This window comes from Brumimicrobium glaciale (genome assembly GCF_004152935.1).
GTDB lineage: Bacteria > Bacteroidota > Bacteroidia > Flavobacteriales_D > Crocinitomicaceae > Brumimicrobium > Brumimicrobium glaciale.
Genome location: NZ_SETE01000004.1, coordinates 320237 through 342941, shown reverse-complemented (window position 1 = coordinate 342941; position 22705 = coordinate 320237). Strand labels below are relative to the sequence as shown.

The following is a 22705-nucleotide window of genomic DNA, read 5'->3' as shown; positions in this document are numbered from 1 at the left end:
GGTTTAATAAAGTACTCTAATGTGAAAGTTATTTATGACCGCCTTATTGAAACTTTCCCTGCTAGTCATTTCCATTGTATTCAACAGCTTCTTTCCATTTTGTATTTGTATAAAAAAATATCATTAGATCAATTCGATACTGATAATAATGCTGGCGATTTTAAGATTTCAAATAATTCTTTTCTAACTACAGTAAAACCATAAAGCCCAATTTATGAAATTCCTAATTACAATACTATTAATTCTGTGCCTGACTATAGTCGGTAAAACCCTTCATGCGCAAAATTTTAATATGGTGAATAATGCAACTGTTCCAGCATGTAGCGGAACTTTTTATGATTCTGGAGGTGCCTCAGGAAATTATGGGAATAACCAAGGTTTCACTTATACAATTTGTCCAGCTGGTGCTGGTGGAGTTTCGGTCAATTTCTTAGCTTTTAGTGTGGAAAATAGTTTTGATTTTCTCACAATCTATGATGGCAATACTTCTACGGCTCCCTCTTTGGGAACATTTACAGGCACAAATAGTCCAGGTTTTATTGCAGCAACAGCAAGTAATACCACCGGTTGCTTAACTTTCGTGTTTTTTTCAAATGCTACAAATAACTCCTCTGGTTGGGCTGCAACAATTAGCTGTAGTCCACCTTGTCAAGAGATTGTTGGGAACACTACATTCTCACCCGCACCAGATTTGGATGGAATAATTAGAATTTGTCAAGGAACAACTGTTTCAATGAACGGAAGTGGAACCTATCCTCAAAATAATGCTGCTTATGCGCAGTCTGATGCTACTTCGATATTTAATTGGAGCACATATGATGGAGCGAATCCTGTTGGACAAAACGTGTCACACACTTTCAATAACGAAGGTGGATTTCTTGTTCAATTAGAAATTGAAGACATCCAGGGATGCACCAATGCAGTTGTGGTAGAACAGGAAATACATGTTTCAACAACTCCTAATTTCAGTGGTACAGTGGGTAATCCAAATCCTATTTGCTTAGGAGAACAGGCATCTTTTAATGGTGCAGTTTCAGCAGTGGCCTTCGATAAATCATGTGTTCAACCTGTTTTTCCGCCTATCGCTTTACCTGATGGTAGCGGTGTTTCTTATGAAACTTCAGTGGATTTGGAATGCTTTTCAACAGGACAAACACTGACAAATATTAATGATCTGATTTCAATTTGTGTAAACATGGAACATTCTTATATGGGTGATTTAGAGATCGATATCGAATGTCCTTCAGGTCAAACAGTTATTTTAAAAGGTTTTCCTGGAGGGGGCTCAACCAACTTGGGAATCCCCGGTAATATTGGTGGATCTTCGGCAGGAATAGGTTTTAATTATTGCTGGACTCCAAATGCTACAAATGGTACATGGGTAGGTAATGCAGGAGGGAATTCAACTCTAGCTGCTGGAACATACGCATCAGATAATCTAATGAGTGGATTAGTAGGATGCGACCTAAATGGTGTTTGGACACTTACAATTACAGACTATTGGTCTGGTGATAATGGTTATCTTTTTGATTGGGGAATAAATTTCGATCCAGCTATTATTCCACCTTCAGTTTCTTTTACGCCAACAATCGTATCACAAAATTGGCAAGCTGACCCAACTATTTTGTCAGGAACAAACCCAATAAACGTTGAACCAATAGTTGCAGGGAATGCTTGTTATATCTACAAAGTAACAGATGATTTTGGATGTAACTATGATACTACGGTTTGTATAACAGTGAATCCTTATCCAGAAATAAATTCCATTGCAGAAGTAAATCAATGTTCTCCCTATACGCTTCCAGTTATTACGGGGAGTAATCTAACTGGAAATCAAGCTTATTATACTGGACCCAATGGAACAGGAACGCAATTTAATTCGGGAGATATTATTAGCGCTTCGACAACACTATATATTTATGACATTAGCGCTTCTTCACCTTTGTGTAAGGATCAAGAAATCTTTGACATAAATATTTCAGTTGCTAATACGATGCTTACTTGTCCTACACCTACAACAAAGAATTGCGCACTTTCTGTGGGAGCACCTTTTGCTGATTTCACAAGCTTTATAAATGGTGGAGGTTCAGCTTCATGGGCTATTGGTACTTCTATAATAGAAAGTTCCTTTACTTTATTAAGTGAGGTGACAACTGGTCATTCATGTTCTAAAACAATTACAAGAACTTATCAAGTATCTGATAATTGTGGAAATAATGTGTCCTGTTCTCAAACCATAAATGTAATCGATAATATCGATCCAACAGGAACAGCTCCAGCAGACTTAGCAGTTCAATGTATTACAGCTATTCCAGTTGCAAATATCGCTTCTATAACTGATGAAGCAGATAATTGTACGATAAACCCAATTGTTACGCATGTGGGAGATGTCTCGGATGGAAATACTTGTCCAGAAATTATCACCAGAACTTATAACATTGCTGACAATTGTGGAAATAATATAAATGTTACTCAAATCTTTACAATCAATGATGATGTTCTTCCAACAGGAACAGCGCCCGATTTAACGGTTCAATGTATTGAAGATGTTCCAGTAGCAAACATTAACTCAATCACAGATGAAGCAGATAATTGTGCGGTAAATCCAATTGTTACTTTAGTTAGTGATTTGTCAGATGGGAATTCTTGTCCAGAAGTCATCACTAGAATTTATAACATTGCGGATAATTGTGGAAATAATATTGATGTCATTCAAACCATTACAATTAATGACGATGTTCTTCCAACGGGAACAGCGCCAGATTTAATTGTACAATGTATTGGTGATGTTCCAGCAGCAGATGTTAATTATATTAATGATGAAGCAGACAATTGTACAGCTAATCCATTGGTGACTTTTGTTAGTGAATCTTCCAATGGAAATACATGTCCAGAAATCATTACAAGGACTTATAATATAGCCGATGACTGCGGAAATAATGTTGATGTTGTTCAAACCATTACAATCAATGATGATATTCTTCCAACTGGAACAGCTCCAGCAAATCTGGCTATTCAATGTATTGGAGATTTTCCAGTCGCAGATGTTACTTTAATTACTGACGAAGCTGATAATTGTACAGTAAACCCAACTGTAACTCATGTCGGAGATGTTTCCACTGGAAATACTTGTCCAGAAGTCATCACAAGAACTTACAATATTGCCGATGACTGTGGAAATAATATCGATCTCATTCAAACGATTACAATCAATGATGATATTAACCCAACCGGAACTGCACCAGCGGATTTAGTTTTGCAGTGCTTTTCAGATCTTCCAATTGCGAACATAAATTCCATAACTGACGAAGCAGATAATTGTACTGTAAGTCCAATTGTTACTCATGTTGGAGATGTTTCCAATGGAAATACTTGTCCGGCCGTTATAACAAGAACTTATAATATTGCCGATGATTGTGGGAATAATATCAATGTCATTCAGACCTTCACAATCAATGATGATGTCTTTCCAACAGCAAGCGATATTATTACAACTGTTCAGTGTTTAACTGATGTTCCAATTGCTGATATTTCTGTAGTTTCAGATGAAATGGACAACTGTACTACAAATCCAACAGTAGCGTTTGTTTCAGAATCAACAAATGGAAATACTTGTAACGGAGAAATTATTACACGCATTTATAGCGTAACAGATGATTGTGGAAATAGTATAAATGTGAATCATACAATTACTGTTGATTCTTACACTCCAAATTTCACAGTGGCAGGAACAGGAACAACAACTTGCGATGGAAATGATGGAATGATAACTATTTCAGGGCTCAGACCATCGTATAATTATGATTTGAGTTTCAATGGAGGAGGAGCAAACCCAATAATCACAAACATTTCTGGTGAATATGTTATTACGGGATTAATAGCAGGAACTTACACTGGTTTTACAATTTCAGATGGTGATTGTATTTCTTGCAGCACTACAGAAAATGTTTCGATAAATTTAAATGATCCAAATTCAGCTATTATAAATGCTGGACCAGATGCCGAATATTGTGAAGGAACAACTGTTATTCTAAACGCTTTTAATCCAGAAAATGCAAATATTTCATGGAATAACGGAGTATCGGATGGAGTTGGATTTGTGCCACCAGTTGGAACAACTTCTTATACTTTGACCTCAGTTCGAGTCAACTGTTATTCTTCAGATCAAATGATGATTACCGTTTCTCCTGCAATTACGGACATTACTTGTCCAGCAGATTTAACCGCTTCATGCGATATTTCCGAACAAGCTGCTTATGCTGATTTTGAAGAATTTATTACCGCTGGAGGTTCTGCAACTATTCCCTTAGGAGGAGTAATTGACTCAACTTCATTTTCTTTATTTAGCGAAGTTTCAGATGGAATAACTTGTCCAGAAACAATTACAAGAACTTACCAAATTGCGGATACGTGTGGCGTGACTTTAACGTGTACGCAAAATATAGTGATTAGTGAAATAATTCTTCCAACAGGAACAGCGCCAAATGATACGTTAGTGCAATGTATTGGTGATGTCCCGATTGTAGACGTTAACTCAATTACAGACGAAGCCGACAACTGTACTGCCATTCCAACAGTTACTCATGTGAGTGATGTTTCAGATGGAAATACTTGTCCAGAAGTCATAACGAGAACTTACAACATTGAAGATAAATGTGGAAATAACATTGACGTTATTCAAACGATCACGATCAATGACGATATCCTTCCCACAGCAAGTAATCCAGATACAATATTTGTAGCTTGCTTGGTTGATGTTCCACTTTCAGATATTTTAGTGGTGACAGACGAAGCCGATAATTGTACAGTAAATCCTACCGTAGCATTTGTTTCAGAAAGTACAGATGCAAACACTTGTAATGGAGAACAAATTACGCGTATTTATAGCGTTACAGATGATTGTGGAAACTTTATAAACGTGACTCAAATAATAGTTATTGATTTATTTGATCCTGTTTTCACGGTTTCAAGCACAAATCCGACAACTTGCGACGGAAACGAAGGAACTATTACACTTTCTGGATTAGCTCCTAATTTTAATTATGAATTAAGTTATGATGGTGGAAATCCCTTTTCAATCACAACAGATGCCAATGGAGAATACACAGTCACAGGTTTAGTTCAAGGAGCTTATACTGGATTTACAATCACTGAAGGAACATGTTTAACTTGTAGCACAACAGAAAATGTAACCATGACTTTAACTGATCCAATTCCACCTGTTGTAAATGCAGGAATTGATATTACAGCATGTGAAAATGATATTATCACTTTAACTGCATTTAATCCAGATGCAGCGAATATTTCTTGGAACAATGGAATTACTGACGGAGTTGGTTTTGTTCCTCCAGTGGGAATCTCAACTTACACAGTAACTGCCGAAAGGGTCAATTGTTTTACAACAGACCAAGTTCAAGTTACTATAAATCCTTTGCCGATTGTGAATGCAGGAAATGATTTTACAGTTTGTGATGGAGATCAAACTACGCTCTCTGGAAGTGGAGCAGATACTTATGTTTGGGACAATGGAGTTACTGATAACGTTCCATTTACTCCGACATTAGGATTGTTGACTTACACCGTAATCGGAATATCTGTTTTTGGATGTGTGAACACAGACCAAGTTGATGTAGAAGTAATTATTTCTCCAGACATCTCATTTACTGCAAACAGAACAATTGGTTGTGCTCCACAAGAAATCAACTTGTTGAGTACTTCACCTGGAATTGGAAATCAATGTATTTATACAATTAATGGTGGGGAACAGTTTTCAGGATGCAACGTAAATCCTATTTTCACAGAAGCGGGTTGTTATGATATCAATCTACAAGTGGAATTAACAAATGGTTGTACCGATGATTTAACTGTTACGGATTACATCTGTATCGACGATTATCCAATTGCGGATTTCACTGTAAATCCAGAAGAATTGACAAACATTTACAATAATGCAGACTTCACAAATGAGACTATAGGAGCTACTGATTACGAATGGAATTTTGGAGATGGAGATTTTAGCAATGCAATAAATCCAACCCATGAATATTCAGTGGATGAGATTAGCCGAAAATTCATTTTTGATGTGGAATTAGTCGCAACGAGTAATTTAGGCTGTAAGGATACTTTCAATTTGGATTTACCATTTTTTGAGGAGTTAATTTACTTTATTCCCAACACATTTACGCCAGATGGAAATCAGTACAACGAATCATTTAAGCCGCAATTTACTTCTGGATTTGAACCCTTAGAATACAAATTACAGATTTATAACCGTTGGGGAGAATTGATTTTTGAAAGCAATAATCCAGCTTATGGTTGGGACGGTTCTTACGGTTCAAGCCAGACTATTTATGCTCCAGATGGAACTTATCTTTATAAAGTTTATTACAAGAAAATAAGAGATGGGGAGAATGTGGAGATTGTGGGGAGTGTTAATTTACTAAGGTAAGTAATGAAAAATTAAAAATGAAGAATGAAGAATGAAAAATGGTGAATTTTATGGATTTCATGAGGAGATTTATGGATTTAAAAAAAGAATGAAAAATGAAGAATTAAAAATGTTGAATGGTGAGTTTTTAGATTGCATAATTAGATTTAGGAATTTAAAATAAAGAGTTCTCTTTTAAAAAAAAAATCCAGTTTCGATGATCGAGTTCAGAGTATTGGAAATGTGAATTTGATGCGTTGGATAGACAATTAGGAATTATTCAATGGGGTATTTTAGTTGATTGTAAAAGCAAGCTCCCTACTACTATTTAAGAATTATCCAAAAAAAAATCAAATATTAGAATTCCATTCTTACTTTAAACGTTATATTAACAGTCCAGTTATTAACGATTTACTTATGAATTATTATGTTAAAAGGCTGTTTTCTAGAATGTGCAAGTAATTCTCTAGAATTAGAACAAAAATAAAAGTGAACTGAGCGCAACTTTTTAATGAGTTTTTCCGTTTGTATAACACACAATACTATTTGAATGAAGTACTTAATACAATTGATTTTACTAATATTTTCATTTTCATCAACCACTTTTCTATTCGCCCAAAATAAGTCAACAGATCAACTCGTTGAGGAATTTCTGGGGACTTCAAAATATGAAAATTGTATAATAGATAATCCAGGCTTGATTGAATACCTTAAAATGAAATCTACTGAAGGTTATGAAATTGAAACAGTTTCAAAGGAAAAATTCTCATCTTATAAAGAATTACCTAAAGTTTTGTATTTAAAAAAGGAAATTTCAGCGAATCAATTTTCAAAAGCTACAAAAAGTCCAGATTTCAATTTTTTAAATTACTCTTTTCCAACTATTGAGGAAGGAGCATTTCGTTTAAGTAAAAACGAAAGATCTGTTATAGTAATCTATTCCAGTCAAAACATTAATCGTAAAGTGAGAAATATAAAGTCTATTTCAAACAAATAATACTACAAAAATCCTTTTATGAAACATATAATTTCTATTATTTTTCTTTTCTTAATTATAGGAGTTAATTCAAGCCATGCACAATCATATATCATGACAAATGGTGGCAACGTTTCAACTTGTGGAGGAACTTTTTATGATTCAGGCGGTGGATTAGGAAATTATGGAGATAATCTAAACCTAACCTATACTATTTGTCCAAATAATGGAACTTCTTCCACTGTTGACTTTACCAGTTTTAATATTGAGAACAATTATGATTTTCTTACAATTTATGATGGAGCAAATATTTCTGCACCAGTTATAGGTGTATATACAGGTGGAGTAGGGCCAGGATTAGTTACAGCAACTCCAAGTAACGCCTCAGGTTGCTTAACATTTGTATTTACTTCAGATACAGGAGTGAATAGCACTGGGTGGATTGGAACTATTGGTTGTGTATTGCATTGTCAGGATATTATAGCAAATCCTACTTTTTCACCAGCCCCTGATCCAGATGGAATTATTCGGATATGCAAAGGAGCTTCTATTACTATGAGTGCAACGGGTACTTATCCAGAAAACAATTCATTCTATACCCAATCCGATGCTACTTCAACTTTTATTTGGAAACCACAAGATGGTGTAACGAATTATGGGCAAACTGTTACTCATACCTATAATAATGAAGGAGGTTATATTATTCAATTAGACTTAAAAGATATAAAAGGCTGTTATAATTCAAATGGAATCAATCAGGAAGTTCATGTTTCAACAACACCAAATTTTAGCGCATCAATAGCGATTCCCGATACAATTTGTTTAGGTGATCCATCTTCTATAACTGGTGATGTAGATCCTGTAACATTTGATAAATCTTGTAATCAGCCCGTTTTTCCGCCGGTTGCTTTGCCTGATGGATCTGGAGTAGCCTATTCAACTTCAGTTAATTTGGAATGTTTTAGTATTGGACAAAAACTAAACAATATCAATAATTTGCTTTCAATTTGTGTGAATATGGAACACTCCTATATGGGAGATGTAAATATTGACATCATTTGTCCTAATGGTCAGATGGTTACACTGCATGATTATTCTGGCGGTTTTGGTACTTATTTGGGTATCCCTGTCGATAATGATGCATTACCTAATGCCCAAGGTACTGGTTTTGACTATTGTTGGACTCCCACTGCTACAAATGGAACATGGACTTCTAACTCAGTTTCGAACACCACACTTCCAGCAGGATCATACGAGTCTGATGAACCACTGAATGGATTGGTAGGGTGTAACTTAAACGGAATATGGACTTTAGTTATTAAAGATGAACTTTATTCAGATAATGGATTTGTTTTTGATTGGAGCCTTAATTTTAATCCTGCTATTATTCCACCAGCTGTTATTTTTACGCCAACTATAGTTTCAGAAGGTTGGCAACCTGATCCTACTATTCTAGGAGGAACGAATCCTATTAACGTTTTACCAACAGCACTCGGAAACTCATGTTATACTTATGAAGTTACAGATAATTTAGGTTGTGATTATGATACTACAATTTGTATAACTGTCAATCCCAATACCGTTGTAAATGCGATTCCTAATGTGGATCAATGTACACCTTACACACTTCCAGTAATTACTGGTGCTAACTTATCAGGAAATGAAGCTTATTTTACTGGAATGGGCAGAACTGGAACCCAATACAATGCAGGAGATGTTATTTCAACTACTCAAACGTTGTATATAAATGACAGTGGTTCTTCACCATCTTTTTGCGGTGATGAATCGATAGGTATCGTAATCACTATATTCAGTTCAAGTATAACGATGAGCTGTCCTCCGAGTTTAACTGCAAATTGTGCGATTTCAGAACAACCTCCTTATGCTAATTTTACAGCTTTTCAAAATGCAGGAGGTTCAGCGACAACTAATTTTACAGCCGCAATATTACCCAATTCATTTATTCTACTATCTGAAGTTTCAGATGGGGATTCGTGTCCAGAAACTGTCACAAGAACATATCAAATAACAGATGATTGTGGAAGTACGCAAACTTGTACTCAAATTATTGAGATTGATGATATTATAAATCCAACGGGTACAGCACCAGCTCTTGCGATCCAATGTATCGGAGCTCTTCCTTTGCCAAATATTACAATAATTACGGATGAAGCTGACAATTGTACAACAACTCCAATTGTTACTTATATCGGCGAATCTTCTGATGGAGGTACTTGTCCGGAAATTATCACAAGAACATACCGAATTACGGATGGTTGTGGAAATTCAACGGATGTTTTGCAAACAATTACAGTTATGGATGATATTGATCCAACAGGAACCGCTCCAGCTGCAATAACGGTGCAATGTGTTGGAGAAGTTCCGGCAGCAGATATAGCATTAATCACAGATGAAGCTGATAATTGTACTGTAAATCCCGCGGTAACTCATGTTGGAGATGTATCTAATAATAATACTTGTTCGGAAATTATCACAAGAACCTATAGAATTACTGATGACTGTGGAAACAATACTGATATAACCCAAACGATAACAATTAATGATAACACAAATCCAACAGGAACAGCACCTGTAGCAGCTACACTTCAATGTGTTGGAGATGTTCCAGCAGCAGATATTACTTTAATTACAGATGAAGCGGATAATTGTACTATAAATCCTATTGTTACGCATGAAGGAGATGTTTCAAATGGAAATACTTGTCCGGAAGTGATTACAAGAACATACAGAATTACTGATGCTTGTGGAAACTTTACTGACCTTAATCAAGTTTTTACAATCAACGATGTTATTTCCCCAACGGGAACCGCTCCAGCAGCAACAACAGTTCAATGTATTGGTGATGTTCCAGCATTTGATGTTAACTCAATCACAGATGAAGCTGACAATTGTACAGTGAATCCAACGGTAAGTCATGTGGGTGATGTTTCAAATGGAAGTACTTGTTCTGAAATTATTACAAGAACATACAGAATTTCTGATGACTGCGGAAACAATACAGATGTAACTCAAATCATTACTGTTAACGATGATATTCTTCCAACCGGAACTGCACCTGCAAATATAACAGTTCAGTGTATTGGCGATGTTCCAGTAGCTGATATAAATTCAATTACAAATGAAGCGGATAATTGTACAACAAATCCAGCGGTAACGCATCTCGGTGATGTGTCGAATGGAAATACCTGTGCTGAAATTATCACCAGAACATACAATATTGCTGATGATTGTGGAAATAACATTGATGTCATTCAAACGATAACAATCAATGATAATATTCTCCCAACAGGAACTGCTCCTGCAAACATAACGGTTCAATGTATTGGGAATGTTCCAGCTGCAAATATTGCTTTGATTACCGATGAAGCTGACAATTGTACTGTAAATCCAATAGTTACGCATGTTGGAGATGTTTCAAATAATAACACTTGTCCAGAAATTATCACAAGAACTTACAATATTGCTGATGATTGCGGAAACAATATTAACGTGACGCAAACAATAACAGTTTTTGATGACACTAATCCAACAGGAACAGCACCAGCGAATGTTACAGTTCAGTGTATTGGAGATGTTCCAGCAGTAGATATAGCATTAATCACAGATGAAGCTGATAATTGTACTGTAATTCCAACAGTTACACATGTTGGAGATGTATCTAATAATAATACTTGTTCTGAAATTATCACAAGAACCTATAGAATTACTGATGATTGTGGAAACAATACTGACATCACCCAAACGATAACAATTAATGATGATACAAATCCAACAGGAACAGCACCTTTAGCAGCGACACTTCAATGTTTAGGTGATGTTCCAGCAGCAGATATTACTTTAATTACAGATGAAGCAGATAATTGTACTGGAATCCCTATTGTTACGCACGAAGGTGATGTTTCAAATGGCAATACTTGTCCGGAAGTGATTACAAGAACATACAGAATTACCGATGTTTGTGGAAACTTTACTGACCTTACACAAGTTTTTACAATCGCCGATGATATTTTCCCAACGGGAACCGCTCCAGCAGCAACAACAGTTCAATGTATTGGCGATGTTCCAGCAGTTGATGTTAACTCAATTACCGATGAAGCTGACAATTGTACAGTGAATCCAACGGTAAGTCATGTGGGTGATGTTTCAAATGGAAGTACTTGTCCTGAAATTATTACAAGAACATACAGAATTACTGATGACTGCGGAAACAATACAGATGTAGCTCAAATCATTACTGTTAACGATGATATTCTTCCAACCGGAACTGCACCTGCAAATATAACAGTTCAGTGTATTGGCGATGTTCCAGTAGCTGATATAAATTCAATTACTAACGAAGCTGATAATTGTACAACAAATCCAACGGTAACGCATCTCGGTGATGTGTCGAATGGAAATACCTGTGCTGAAATTATCACCAGAACATACAATATTGCTGATGATTGTGGAAATAACATTGATGTCATTCAAACGATAACAATCAATGATAACATTCTTCCAACCGGAACAGCTCCTGCAAACATAACGGTTCAATGTATTGGAAATGTTCCAGCTGCAAATATTGCTTTGATTACCGATGAAGCTGACAATTGTACGGTAAATCCAATAGTTACACATGTTGGAGATGTTTCAAATAATAACACTTGTCCGGAAATAATTACAAGAACTTACAATATTGCTGATGATTGCGGAAACAATATTAATGTTACGCAAACAATAACAGTTTTTGATGACATTAATCCAACAGGTACAGCACCGGCAAATGTTACAGTTCAGTGTATTGGAGATGTTCCAGCAGTAGATATAGCATTAATCACTGATGAAGCTGATAATTGTACTGTAAATCCAACAGTTACGCATGTTGGAGATATTTCGGATGGCAATACTTGTCCAGAAGTCATTACAAGAACTTACAGAATTACTGATGATTGTGGAAACAATACTGATATAACCCAAACGATAACAATTAATGATGATATTCTTCCAACTGGATCCGCTCCAGCAGATTTAGCTTTACAGTGTTTTGCAGATATTCCAGCTGTTGATATAAACTCGATTACCGATGAAGCAGATAATTGCACTGTAAATCCTATAATTACTCACGTAGGTGATGTTTCAAATGGAAATTCTTGTCCACAAGTAGTGACAAGGACTTACAATATTGCAGATGCTTGTGGAAATAATATTAACGTTTCGCAAGTATTTACAATCAACGACGATACGAATCCAATAGCTAATAATCCAGCTGCAATTACAGTTCAATGTTTAACTGATGTTCCAGCTGCAAATATTGCAGAAGTTGTCGGAGAAACAGATAATTGTACTGTAAATCCAACAGTTGCTTTTGTTTCAGAAAGTACAGATGCAAACACATGTAATGGAGAAATAATTACTCGAATTTATAGTGTAACAGATGATTGTGGAAACAGTATTAATGTTAGCCAATCAATTATTATTGATTCTTACACACCAACATTTACTGTTTCGGGAATAGGAACAGGATCTTGTGGAGGTAATGATGGAACAATTACACTGTCTGGACTTGATCCAAATACAAATTATGAAATGAGTTATGATGGTGGTGGAACCAACGCTATTACCACTAACGCAGCTGGCGAATATGTCATAACTGGATTATCCGTTGGTTCATTCACTAATTTTACTGTTTCGGATGGAGATTGTCCAGCGTGTACCACCACAGAAAATGTTTCTATAAATATTAATGATCCAACTTCCGGATTTATAGATGCAGGACTTGACCAAGAATATTGTGAAGGAACAACGGTAATATTAACGGCTAATAATCCAAGTGGAGCAATTCTCTCTTGGGATAATGGAGTTACAGACGGAGTTGGTTTTGTTCCACCAGTTGGAATAACTTTCTACACAGTTACAGCAGATTTAACGAATTGTTTTTCTTCAGATCAAATGATGATTACAGTTTCGCCAGCGATCACAGATATTACTTGTCCAGCTGGTCTGACTGCAACTTGTGATATTTCTGAACAACCCGCTTATGCCGACTTTGATGAATTTATTGCTGCAGGAGGTTCAGCTACTATTCCAGCAGGAGGAGTTATTGATTCAGCTTCATTCGTTTTATTTAGTGAAATATCAAATGGAAGTACTTGTCCAAAAACGATTACAAGAACTTATCAGATTGCAGATACTTGTGGTGTAACAGTAAGTTGTACGCAAGAAATACTGATCAATGATCTTATAAACCCAACAGGAACAGCGCCAGCAGATGTTTTAGTTCAATGTATTGGAGATGTTCCGGCAGTAGATATTACTTCAATTACTGATGAAGCTGATAATTGTACAGCAAATCCAATAGTTACACATGTAAGTGATGTTTCAAACGGAAATACTTGTCCAGAAATAATTACTAGAACTTACAATATTGCAGATGCATGTGGGAATAATATTAATGTTACACAAATCATAACGGTTAATGATGACATTCTTCCAACAGGAACTGCACCTGCAGATTTAGCATTTCAATGTATCGGTGATATTCCAGCAGCAGACGTTACTTTAATTACAGATGAAGCCGATAACTGTACTGTGAATCCAATTGTAACACATGTTGGAGATGTTTCAAATGGAAATACTTGTCCTGAAATCGTTACTAGAACTTACAATATCGCAGATGCTTGCGGAAATAACATTAACGTTACTCAGTTATTTACAATTAATGATGACACTAATCCAACAGGAACAGCGCCTGCAGATTTAGCATTTCAATGTGTTGGTGATATTCCAGTTGTAGATATCACATCAATCACCGATGAAGCTGATAATTGTACTGTAAACCCGACTGTTACTCATGTTAGTGATGTTTCAGATGGAAATACTTGTCCAGAAGTAATCACTAGAACATACAATATCGCTGATGACTGTGGAAATAATATTAACGTTGCACAGGTATTTACAATCAATGATGACATTCTTCCAACAGGAACTGCACCAGCAGATGTTTTAGTTCAATGTATTGGAGATGTGCCAGCAGTAAATATTAATGCAATCACCGATGAAGCAGATAATTGTACAGTAAACCCAACTGTAACTCATGTTGGAGATGTTTCTGATGGAAATACTTGTCCAGAAGTGCTCACAAGAACATATAATATTGCTGATGACTGTGGAAATAACATTGATGTTATTCAAACGTTTACAATTAATGATGATATTCTACCAACAGGAAATGCACCAGCAGATATTGCAGTTCAATGTATAGGAGATGTTCCAGCGGTTGATGTTAATGCAATTACCAATGAAGCTGATAATTGTACAGTAAATCCAATTGTTACTCATGTTAGTGATGTTTCAGATGGAAATACTTGTCCAGAAATAATTACAAGAACATACAATATCGCTGATGATTGTGGAAACAACATTGATGTGATTCAAATAATTACAATTGATGATGACACCAACCCAACCGGAACTGCACCAGCAGCAGTTTTAGTTCAATGTATTGGAGATGTTCCAGCAGCAGATATTACTTTAATTACTGATGAAGCCGATAATTGTACTACTAATCCAACAGTAACGTATGTTGGAGATGTATCAAACGGAAACACTTGTCCAGAAATCATTACAAGAACTTACAATATCGCTGATGATTGCGGAAACAATATTAACGTAACACAAATAATAACAATCAATGATGATATTCTCCCAACAGGAACGGCACCTGCAGATTTAGCATTTCAATGTATCGGAGATATTCCAGCTGCAGATGTTACTTTAATCACAGATGAAGCTGACAATTGTACTGTTATTCCAACGGTTACGCATGTTGGGGATGTGTCAGACGGGAATACTTGTCCTGAGGTAATTACAAGAACTTACAATATTGCCGATGCGTGTGGAAATAGCATTAATGTAAATCAGTTATTCACAATTAATGATGATATTCTTCCAACAGGAACGGCACCAGCAGATTTAGCATTTCAATGTGTCGGAGATATTCCAGCAGCAGACATTACAGTTATTATAGATGAAGCAGATAATTGTACAGTAAACCCAATTGTAACACATGTTAGTGATGTTTCGGATGGAAATACTTGTCCAGAAGTCATTACAAGAACTTACAATATTGCTGATGCTTGTGGAAATAACATTGATGTTACACAGATATTTACGGTTAATGATGATATTGATCCAACGGGAACAGCAGCGCCATTAGCAGTTCAATGTATTGGAGATGTTCCAGCGCCTGACATTAATTACATTACTGATGAAGCAGATAATTGTGCAGTAAACCCAACTGTTACGCATGTTGGAGATGTTTCAGATGGAAATACTTGTCCAGAAGTGATCACAAGAACATACAATATTGCGGATGACTGTGGAAATAACATTAACGTTATTCAAACAATTACAATTAATGATGATATTCTCCCAACAGGAAATGCACCAGCAGATCTTGCTGTTCAATGTATAGGAGATGTTCCAGCGGTTGATGTTAATGCAATTACCAATGAGGCGGACAATTGCACCGTTAATCCAATTGTAACTCATGTTAGTGATGTTTCAGATGGAAATACTTGTCCAGAAGTGATTACAAGAACATACAATATCGCTGATGATTGTGGAAATAATATGGATGTTATACAAACGATTACAATCAATGACGATACCGCTCCAACAGGAACAGCACCTGCAGCAATCGCAGTTCAGTGTATTGGTGATGTTCCGGCGGCAGATATCGCATTTATCACAGATGAAGCAGATAATTGTACTTTAACTCCAACAGTTGTTCATACTGGAGATGTTTCAGATGGAAATACTTGTCCAGAGGTAATTACAAGAACTTATACTATTACTGATGATTGTGGAAATAACACTGATCTTACGCAAACGATAACGATAAATGATGACATTCTTCCAACAGGAACAGCACCTGCAGATTTAGCAGTTCAATGTCTTGGCGATATTCCAGTTGTGGATATTACTTCAATCACAGATGAAGCTGACAATTGCACAGTAAATCCAACAGTTACGCATACAAGTGATGTTTCTGATGGTAATACTTGTCCAGAAGTGATCACAAGAACTTACAATATTGCTGATGACTGTGGAAATAACATCGATGTTATTCAAACGTTTACAATCAACGACGATATTCTACCAACAGGAACAGCACCAGCAGATGCCGCAGTTCAATGTATTGGAGATGTTCCGGTTGTAGATATTACTGCAATTACTGACGAGGGTGATAATTGTACAGTAAATCCGACTGTTACTCATGTTAGCGATGTTTCAGATGGAAATACTTGTCCAGAAGTGATCACAAGAACATACAATATCGCTGATGACTGTGGAAATAACATTGATGTAGTTCAAACGATTACAATCAACGATGACATCCTACCAACGGCGAGTAATCCAACTGATTTAACAGTGGAATGTTTAAGCGATGTTCCAGCAACTGATATTGCCTTGGTAACGGATGAAGCAGATAATTGTACAGTGAATCCAACTGTTGCATTTGTTTCTGAAAGTTCAGATGGAAATGCATGCGATGGAGAAATAATTACACGAATTTACAGTGTAACTGATGACTGTGGAAATAGCATTGATGTTACGCATACAATTACTATTGATTCATATACGCCACCTGCATTCTCAGTTTCAAGTACTAATCCAACAGCTTGTGCGGCTGCTAATGGAACAATTACACTTTCAGGGCTTAATCCTTCATCAAATTATGAAATGAGTTATGATGGAGGTGCTTCCTATCCGATAACAACAAACTCAGCAGGTGAATATGTTATAACAGGATTAATAGCTAGTTCATACGTTAATTTCACTGTTTATGATGAAGATTGTCCATCTTGTAGTACGACAGAAATAATTTCAATCAACTTATCTGATCCTAATGCACCAGTAATTAACGCTGGACTTGATCAAGAACATTGTGAAGGAACTACTGTAACATTAAATGCTGATAATCCAGAAAGTGCCAATATATCTTGGGACAATGGAGTTACCGACGGAGTTGGATTTATACCGCCAGTTGGGACAACTTATTATACGGTTACTGCTGAATTAGCGAATTGTTTCTCTTCAGATGTTTTGGCTGTTTTAATTCATCCTTTACCAGCGGTTTTAGCTGGAAGTGATATTGATGCTTGTATTGGAGATCCAATTATTTTGAATGGAAGTGGAGCTACTAGTTATACTTGGGATAACGGTGTAACTGATGGCGTAAGTTTCATACAAAGTGTAGGAACAAAAACATATACTGTAACTGGAACTTCAATTTATGGCTGCGACAATACAGATCAAGTTGATGTAACAGTTCATTCATTGCCATTAGCTGATTTTGTAGCCGATACACTAACAGGTTGTTATCCTTTGGAAGTGAACTTTAGTAGTTTATTACATACTCCAACGGATGTCTGTACTTTCACTATTAATGGAACAACAGTTTTACCAGGAACTAATGTCAACTATACATTCAATTCAGTAGAATGCTATGATATAAATTTAGAGGTGGTATCGCAATATGGCTGTATTAATAATCTCACAGAAAATGATTATATCTGTGTAGGTGAATATCCAATAGCCGACTTTTCAGTTAATCCAGACGAACTTTCAAGCTTTAAAAATGAAGCGTCATTTACAAATGAATCAATAGGATCAGAAACGTATGAATGGAGCTTTGGTGACGGAGAATCTAGCACTTTAACAGATCCAAATCATCTTTATTCAGGTGAAGAAGATGGTGTGGATTCATACACAATTCAGATGATTGCTTATAGCGAGTATGGTTGTGCTGACACAGTTTATAAAATCCTGCCGTATGTTGCAGATTTAATCTATTACATTCCGAATACTTTTACGCCAGATGGTGACAAGTACAACGAAACCTTTAAGCCTGTTTTTCACACAGGATATGATCCAATGGATTATAGATTAAGAATCTACAATAGATGGGGAGAATTATTGTTTGAAAGTAATGATGCTAATTACGGCTGGGATGGAAGTTATGGAGTAAATGGAGCAAAAAGAGTTCAAGACGGCGTTTATATCTGGAAAATTGAATTTAAGGAAGCTACAAACAATAATAAAGTGGAGCTGTCAGGAAATGTGAATATAATTAAGTAATTTTTTAATTATGAATTATGAATTATGAGTTATGAATTACGAATTACCATGATTTTCCCAAAGGTTTGACCTGTGTGGCTTCTTAATATTTGTGTGGAGTTGTTAGTTGAATTACGAATTTCGAATTATGAATTACGAATTAGAAATTACGAATTACCATGATTTTCCCAAAGGATTGATCTGTGTCGCTTCTCAATATTTGTGTGGAGTAGTTAGTTGAATTACGAATTTCGAATTATGAATTTCGAATTACCATGATTTTCCCAAAGGATTGATCAGTGTGGCTTCTCAATACTTGTGTGGAGTAGTTGTTAGTTGAATTGCGAATTACGAATTACGAATTACGAATTACGAATTATGAATTTTCGAATTACCATGATTTTCCCAAAGGATTGATCTGTATGGCTTCTCTATTTACGTTTGGAGTAGTTGTTAGTTGAATTACGAATTACGAATTATGAATTTTAAATTGTAAAGCAATTCAAAATCAAAACATCCAAAACGTTAACAATTAAACATTAATAATTAACCATTAAATAAACCCTTTCTCCACTAAAATAACCTCCATTTGTTTTTGAATTTCCTGCGCTTTTTCACCTGCTTTTTGTGCGAAATCTTCACCATTTGAAGCATAAAGAATACCACGAGAAGAATTCACTAACAATCCGCAATCGTCATTCCAACCATACTGAGCAGTATCTATTAAACTTCCGCCTTGCGCTCCAAAACCAGGAACTAAAAAGAAGTGATTTGGAACAATTTTACGTACCGTTTTAATACTTTCAGCTCTAGTTGCTCCAACAACATACATTAAGTTTTCTGGAGTTCCCCATTTTGCTGTTTTCTTCAAAACACGTTCATACAATTTCTCTCCATTCATGTCTGTCATAAATTGGAAATCTAATGCGCCTTTGTTTGAAGTCAATGCCAAAACAATTACCCATTTGTCTTTATATTCTAAGAATGGAGTTATGGAATCTTCTCCCATATAAGGAGCTATTGTAACTGCATCAAAATCCATATATTCAAAGAAAGTCTTTGCGTAATAACGAGAAGTATTCCCAATATCACCGCGCTTTGCATCTGCAATAGTAAACTTATCCTTTGGAATGTAGTCTAACGTTTTCTTTAAAGACTCCCAACCTTTTGGACCATGACATTCGTAAAAAGCAATATTTGGTTTGTAAGCAACACAAAAATCTTTTGTTGCATCAATAATTGCTTTATTGAATTCAAAAATAGGATCTTCAGTGTCCAACAAATGCTTTGGAATTAAATCCATATCAGTATCTAACCCAACACAAAGGAAGGATTTTTTTGATTTAATTTCTGCTATAAGTTTTGCCTTGTCCATAGTCGATCAGTTTAGTTGCTGAAATTTTTTAAAGACACAAATATACTGATTTATTAGGTGATTTATAGTATAAAGCTACTTTAGATTACAATAAGAACGTTTAGTTGACAGAAATAGTATCGCTAATCTCAAAGGCATTGGTCAACAGTTGAAGTTTGACTTTATACTATCTGGAAATTGAGGTTAAATTACCTTTTGAATTTGATGAGATACAATCCATTTGAAAATTAAAAATTACGCAAATTGTATAACGCAAAATGCGTAACGCATTTTAAGAAAATCGCGCTAAAGTTATTTTATTATCAATAATTCCCGTCAAAATGAGAGTTTATTGAATCACATTTTTTAAGTGTTAATTATCAATTCCCTTTCTCCAACCATCTCAATAAGAACTTGTCATATACTTCATAATACGGATGCTCAACTGAAGTATTATAAAGGATCATTTCTTTTTCTAATAATGCATGAATACTTCTGCTCACTGTTGAAGGAGTTCCCAACTTATACTTTTGAATAAAAGAAGTGGCTGTGGGTTGAAGAAGCCTTTCTTCTTTTGCAACCGCCATTAAAGTTTTCCATTGTGGAGTTGTCAGCAGATTTCTATACTGGAAAAAGGTGCTTTCATGAGTATCTAAAATCTCGAGTGCTATCTTCTGTGCAATCTTTAAATCTATCTTTTTATATTTTGAGGCAAATAAAAAATTACAAAAATATTGAGTGTAGAAAGTGTGTCTCATTGTCCATGAACAAATGAAATCTAATGTTGTCTGGTCAATTTCACGATTTGCGCTTTCAAACATTTTCCGAATGAATGTTGAATATTCATCTTGCGCTATATAGCCTAAACTCATTGGCGTGCAACTGGCAAAAAATGGTCGCTTTGCGTTATTGAAAATCTCATGCATTATTTTCTGATTACTTCCGCAGAAAATAAATTGAATATTTTTCAATTGTTGCATTTGAGTACGAAGAATTGATTCTGTATTGTTTTCTGGATATTCTAAAACCTGCTGAAACTCGTCAATCGTCAATGTGATTTGTATCTCCTGATCATCTAAAAACTTAAATAATTGTTGTAAAGTAGCTTCGTTTTGTGACTTACTGCTTATATTAAAACTTATGCTTGGTGAACCTGTAAATTCATCAAATGAAATGTTCGGTCGAAGCGATTGAATGGCCTTTATTATCTTTTTGCCAATTGTATTGTTCTTTTGAAATTCGTTATAAACGCAAGTAGCGAGCATATTTGTAAATTCACCTAACTCTGTTGTTCCAAGAATATCTATGTAAAGACAGACAATTTCTTTATCATCTTTCAATTGGTTGTGTACATGTTTTATTAGCCCTGTTTTTCCCAAACGTCTGTAGGCAAATAAACTAACATTTACTTGATTCTTTATCAGCCGAATTAATTGCTCAGTCTCTTCCTTTCGGTCACAGAAGTATTTACTTCCACCATATCCAGAAATTAAAAATGGGTTCTTATTCTTCATTTAAAACTTATTTACAGTAAATGTAACAATAAATTAAAAATTACGCAAATTGTATAACGCAAAATGCGTTACGCAATTTGCGTAACGCATTTTATAAAATTTATTTCCAAAAAATTAAATTTCTCAATCCATAATCCAGAATTTATCAATTAACTCCGAGTCAACCAAAATTCGTAATTAACAATTAAAAATTCGTAATTGTCTAAGCGTTAACCATTAACCATTAATAATTAACTCTCTCCTTTCAACTTCTCAGCATTCTCAGCCATTTTCAAAGCATCAATCATTTCTTGAATATCTCCATTCATAAATGACGAAAGATTATACATCGTTTTATTGATTCTGTGATCTGTAATTCTTCCTTGTGGATAATTGTATGTTCTAATTTTTGCCGATCTATCTCCAGATGAAACCAAAGATTTACGTTTTTCAGCTCTTTCGCTCATGATTTTATCCAATTCAACTTGGTATAATCTTGAACGTAAAACAGAAAGTGCCTTGTCGTAGTTTTTGTGCTGTGAACGTCCATCTTGACATTCAACCACAATTCCAGAAGGTGCGTGTGTCAATCGAATTGCAGAATCCGTTTTGTTTACGTGCTGACCACCAGCTCCAGAAGCACGGAAAGTATCACGGCGAACATCACCCATATTTAATTCTACATCAACCTCTTCGGCTTCAGGTAAAACCGCAACTGTAATTGCTGAAGTGTGAACACGTCCTTGAGATTCTGTTTCTGGAACTCTTTGAACACGGTGTACACCAGATTCAAATTTCATTCCTCCATAAACACCTTCTCCTTCAACGTTCATTGAAACTTCTTTGTATCCAGTAGTTCCTTGGTTTGAGTTGATGATTTCAACTTTCCAACCTTTTTCCTTGAAGTACATTGTGTACATTCTGTAAATATCTTCAACGAAAATACAAGCTTCGTCTCCACCAGTTCCAGAACGCAATTCAATAATTACGTTTTTGTCGTCTTCAGGATCTTTAGGAATCAACATGAATTTAATATCTTCTTCCATTTCTGGACGTTGATGCTCTAAATCATCCAATTCCATCTTCGCCATTTCTCGCATTTCAGGGTCTTTTTCCTCTGCAAGTAAAGCACGTGAAGATGCGATGTTTTCTAAGACGTTTTTATATTCTTCGTAAACTCTATCTAGTTCCTCTAAATCTTTGTACTCTTTATTCAACTTGACGTAGCGAGTCATGTCCGAAATAATGTCAGGGTCAACAATCAATTGACCAACTTCCTTAAAGCGGTAATGAATAGCTTCTAATTTGCTTAATAATGTATTATCCATAAATGT

Annotated in this window: 6 protein-coding genes; 3 read left to right on the top strand and 3 right to left on the bottom strand. The window is 35.5% G+C overall.

The annotated features are described in order from the left end of the window. Positions 1 to 214 precede the first annotated feature (214 nt). The 3 genes from ERX46_RS11275 to ERX46_RS11265 all read left to right on the top strand — a co-directional run bounded on the left by ERX46_RS11275 (position 215) and on the right by ERX46_RS11265 (position 18545). Positions 215 to 6448, top strand: a complete 6234-nt coding sequence (locus ERX46_RS11275) for a PKD domain-containing protein (protein ID WP_130093972.1) — start codon at positions 215 to 217, stop codon at positions 6446 to 6448. A 529-nt stretch (positions 6449 to 6977) separates the two neighbouring features. Continuing rightward, positions 6978 to 7424, top strand: coding sequence for a hypothetical protein (locus ERX46_RS11270; RefSeq protein ID WP_130093971.1), 447 nt, complete (start codon positions 6978 to 6980; stop codon positions 7422 to 7424). Between the two features lie 18 nt (positions 7425 to 7442). Further along, a complete protein-coding gene (locus tag ERX46_RS11265) occupies positions 7443 to 18545 on the top strand; it encodes an HYR-like domain-containing protein (protein ID WP_130093970.1) in 11103 nt (3700 codons plus the stop codon). A 532-nt stretch (positions 18546 to 19077) separates the two neighbouring features. Here ERX46_RS11265 and pyrF read toward each other — a convergent pair. The 3 genes from pyrF to prfA form a co-directional block, all read right to left on the bottom strand. After that, on the bottom strand, positions 19078 to 19899 hold the full coding sequence (pyrF, locus tag ERX46_RS11260; protein ID WP_130093969.1) for an orotidine-5'-phosphate decarboxylase: 822 nt from the start codon (positions 19897 to 19899) through the stop codon (positions 19078 to 19080). Between the two features lie 359 nt (positions 19900 to 20258). Next, complete coding sequence (locus tag ERX46_RS11255; RefSeq protein WP_130093968.1) at positions 20259 to 21392, bottom strand: AAA family ATPase; 1134 nt, start codon at positions 21390 to 21392, stop codon at positions 20259 to 20261. A gap of 230 nt (positions 21393 to 21622) precedes the next feature. Next, on the bottom strand, positions 21623 to 22699 hold the full coding sequence (gene prfA, locus ERX46_RS11250; protein WP_130093967.1) for a peptide chain release factor 1: 1077 nt from the start codon (positions 22697 to 22699) through the stop codon (positions 21623 to 21625). Positions 22700 to 22705 lie beyond the last annotated feature (6 nt).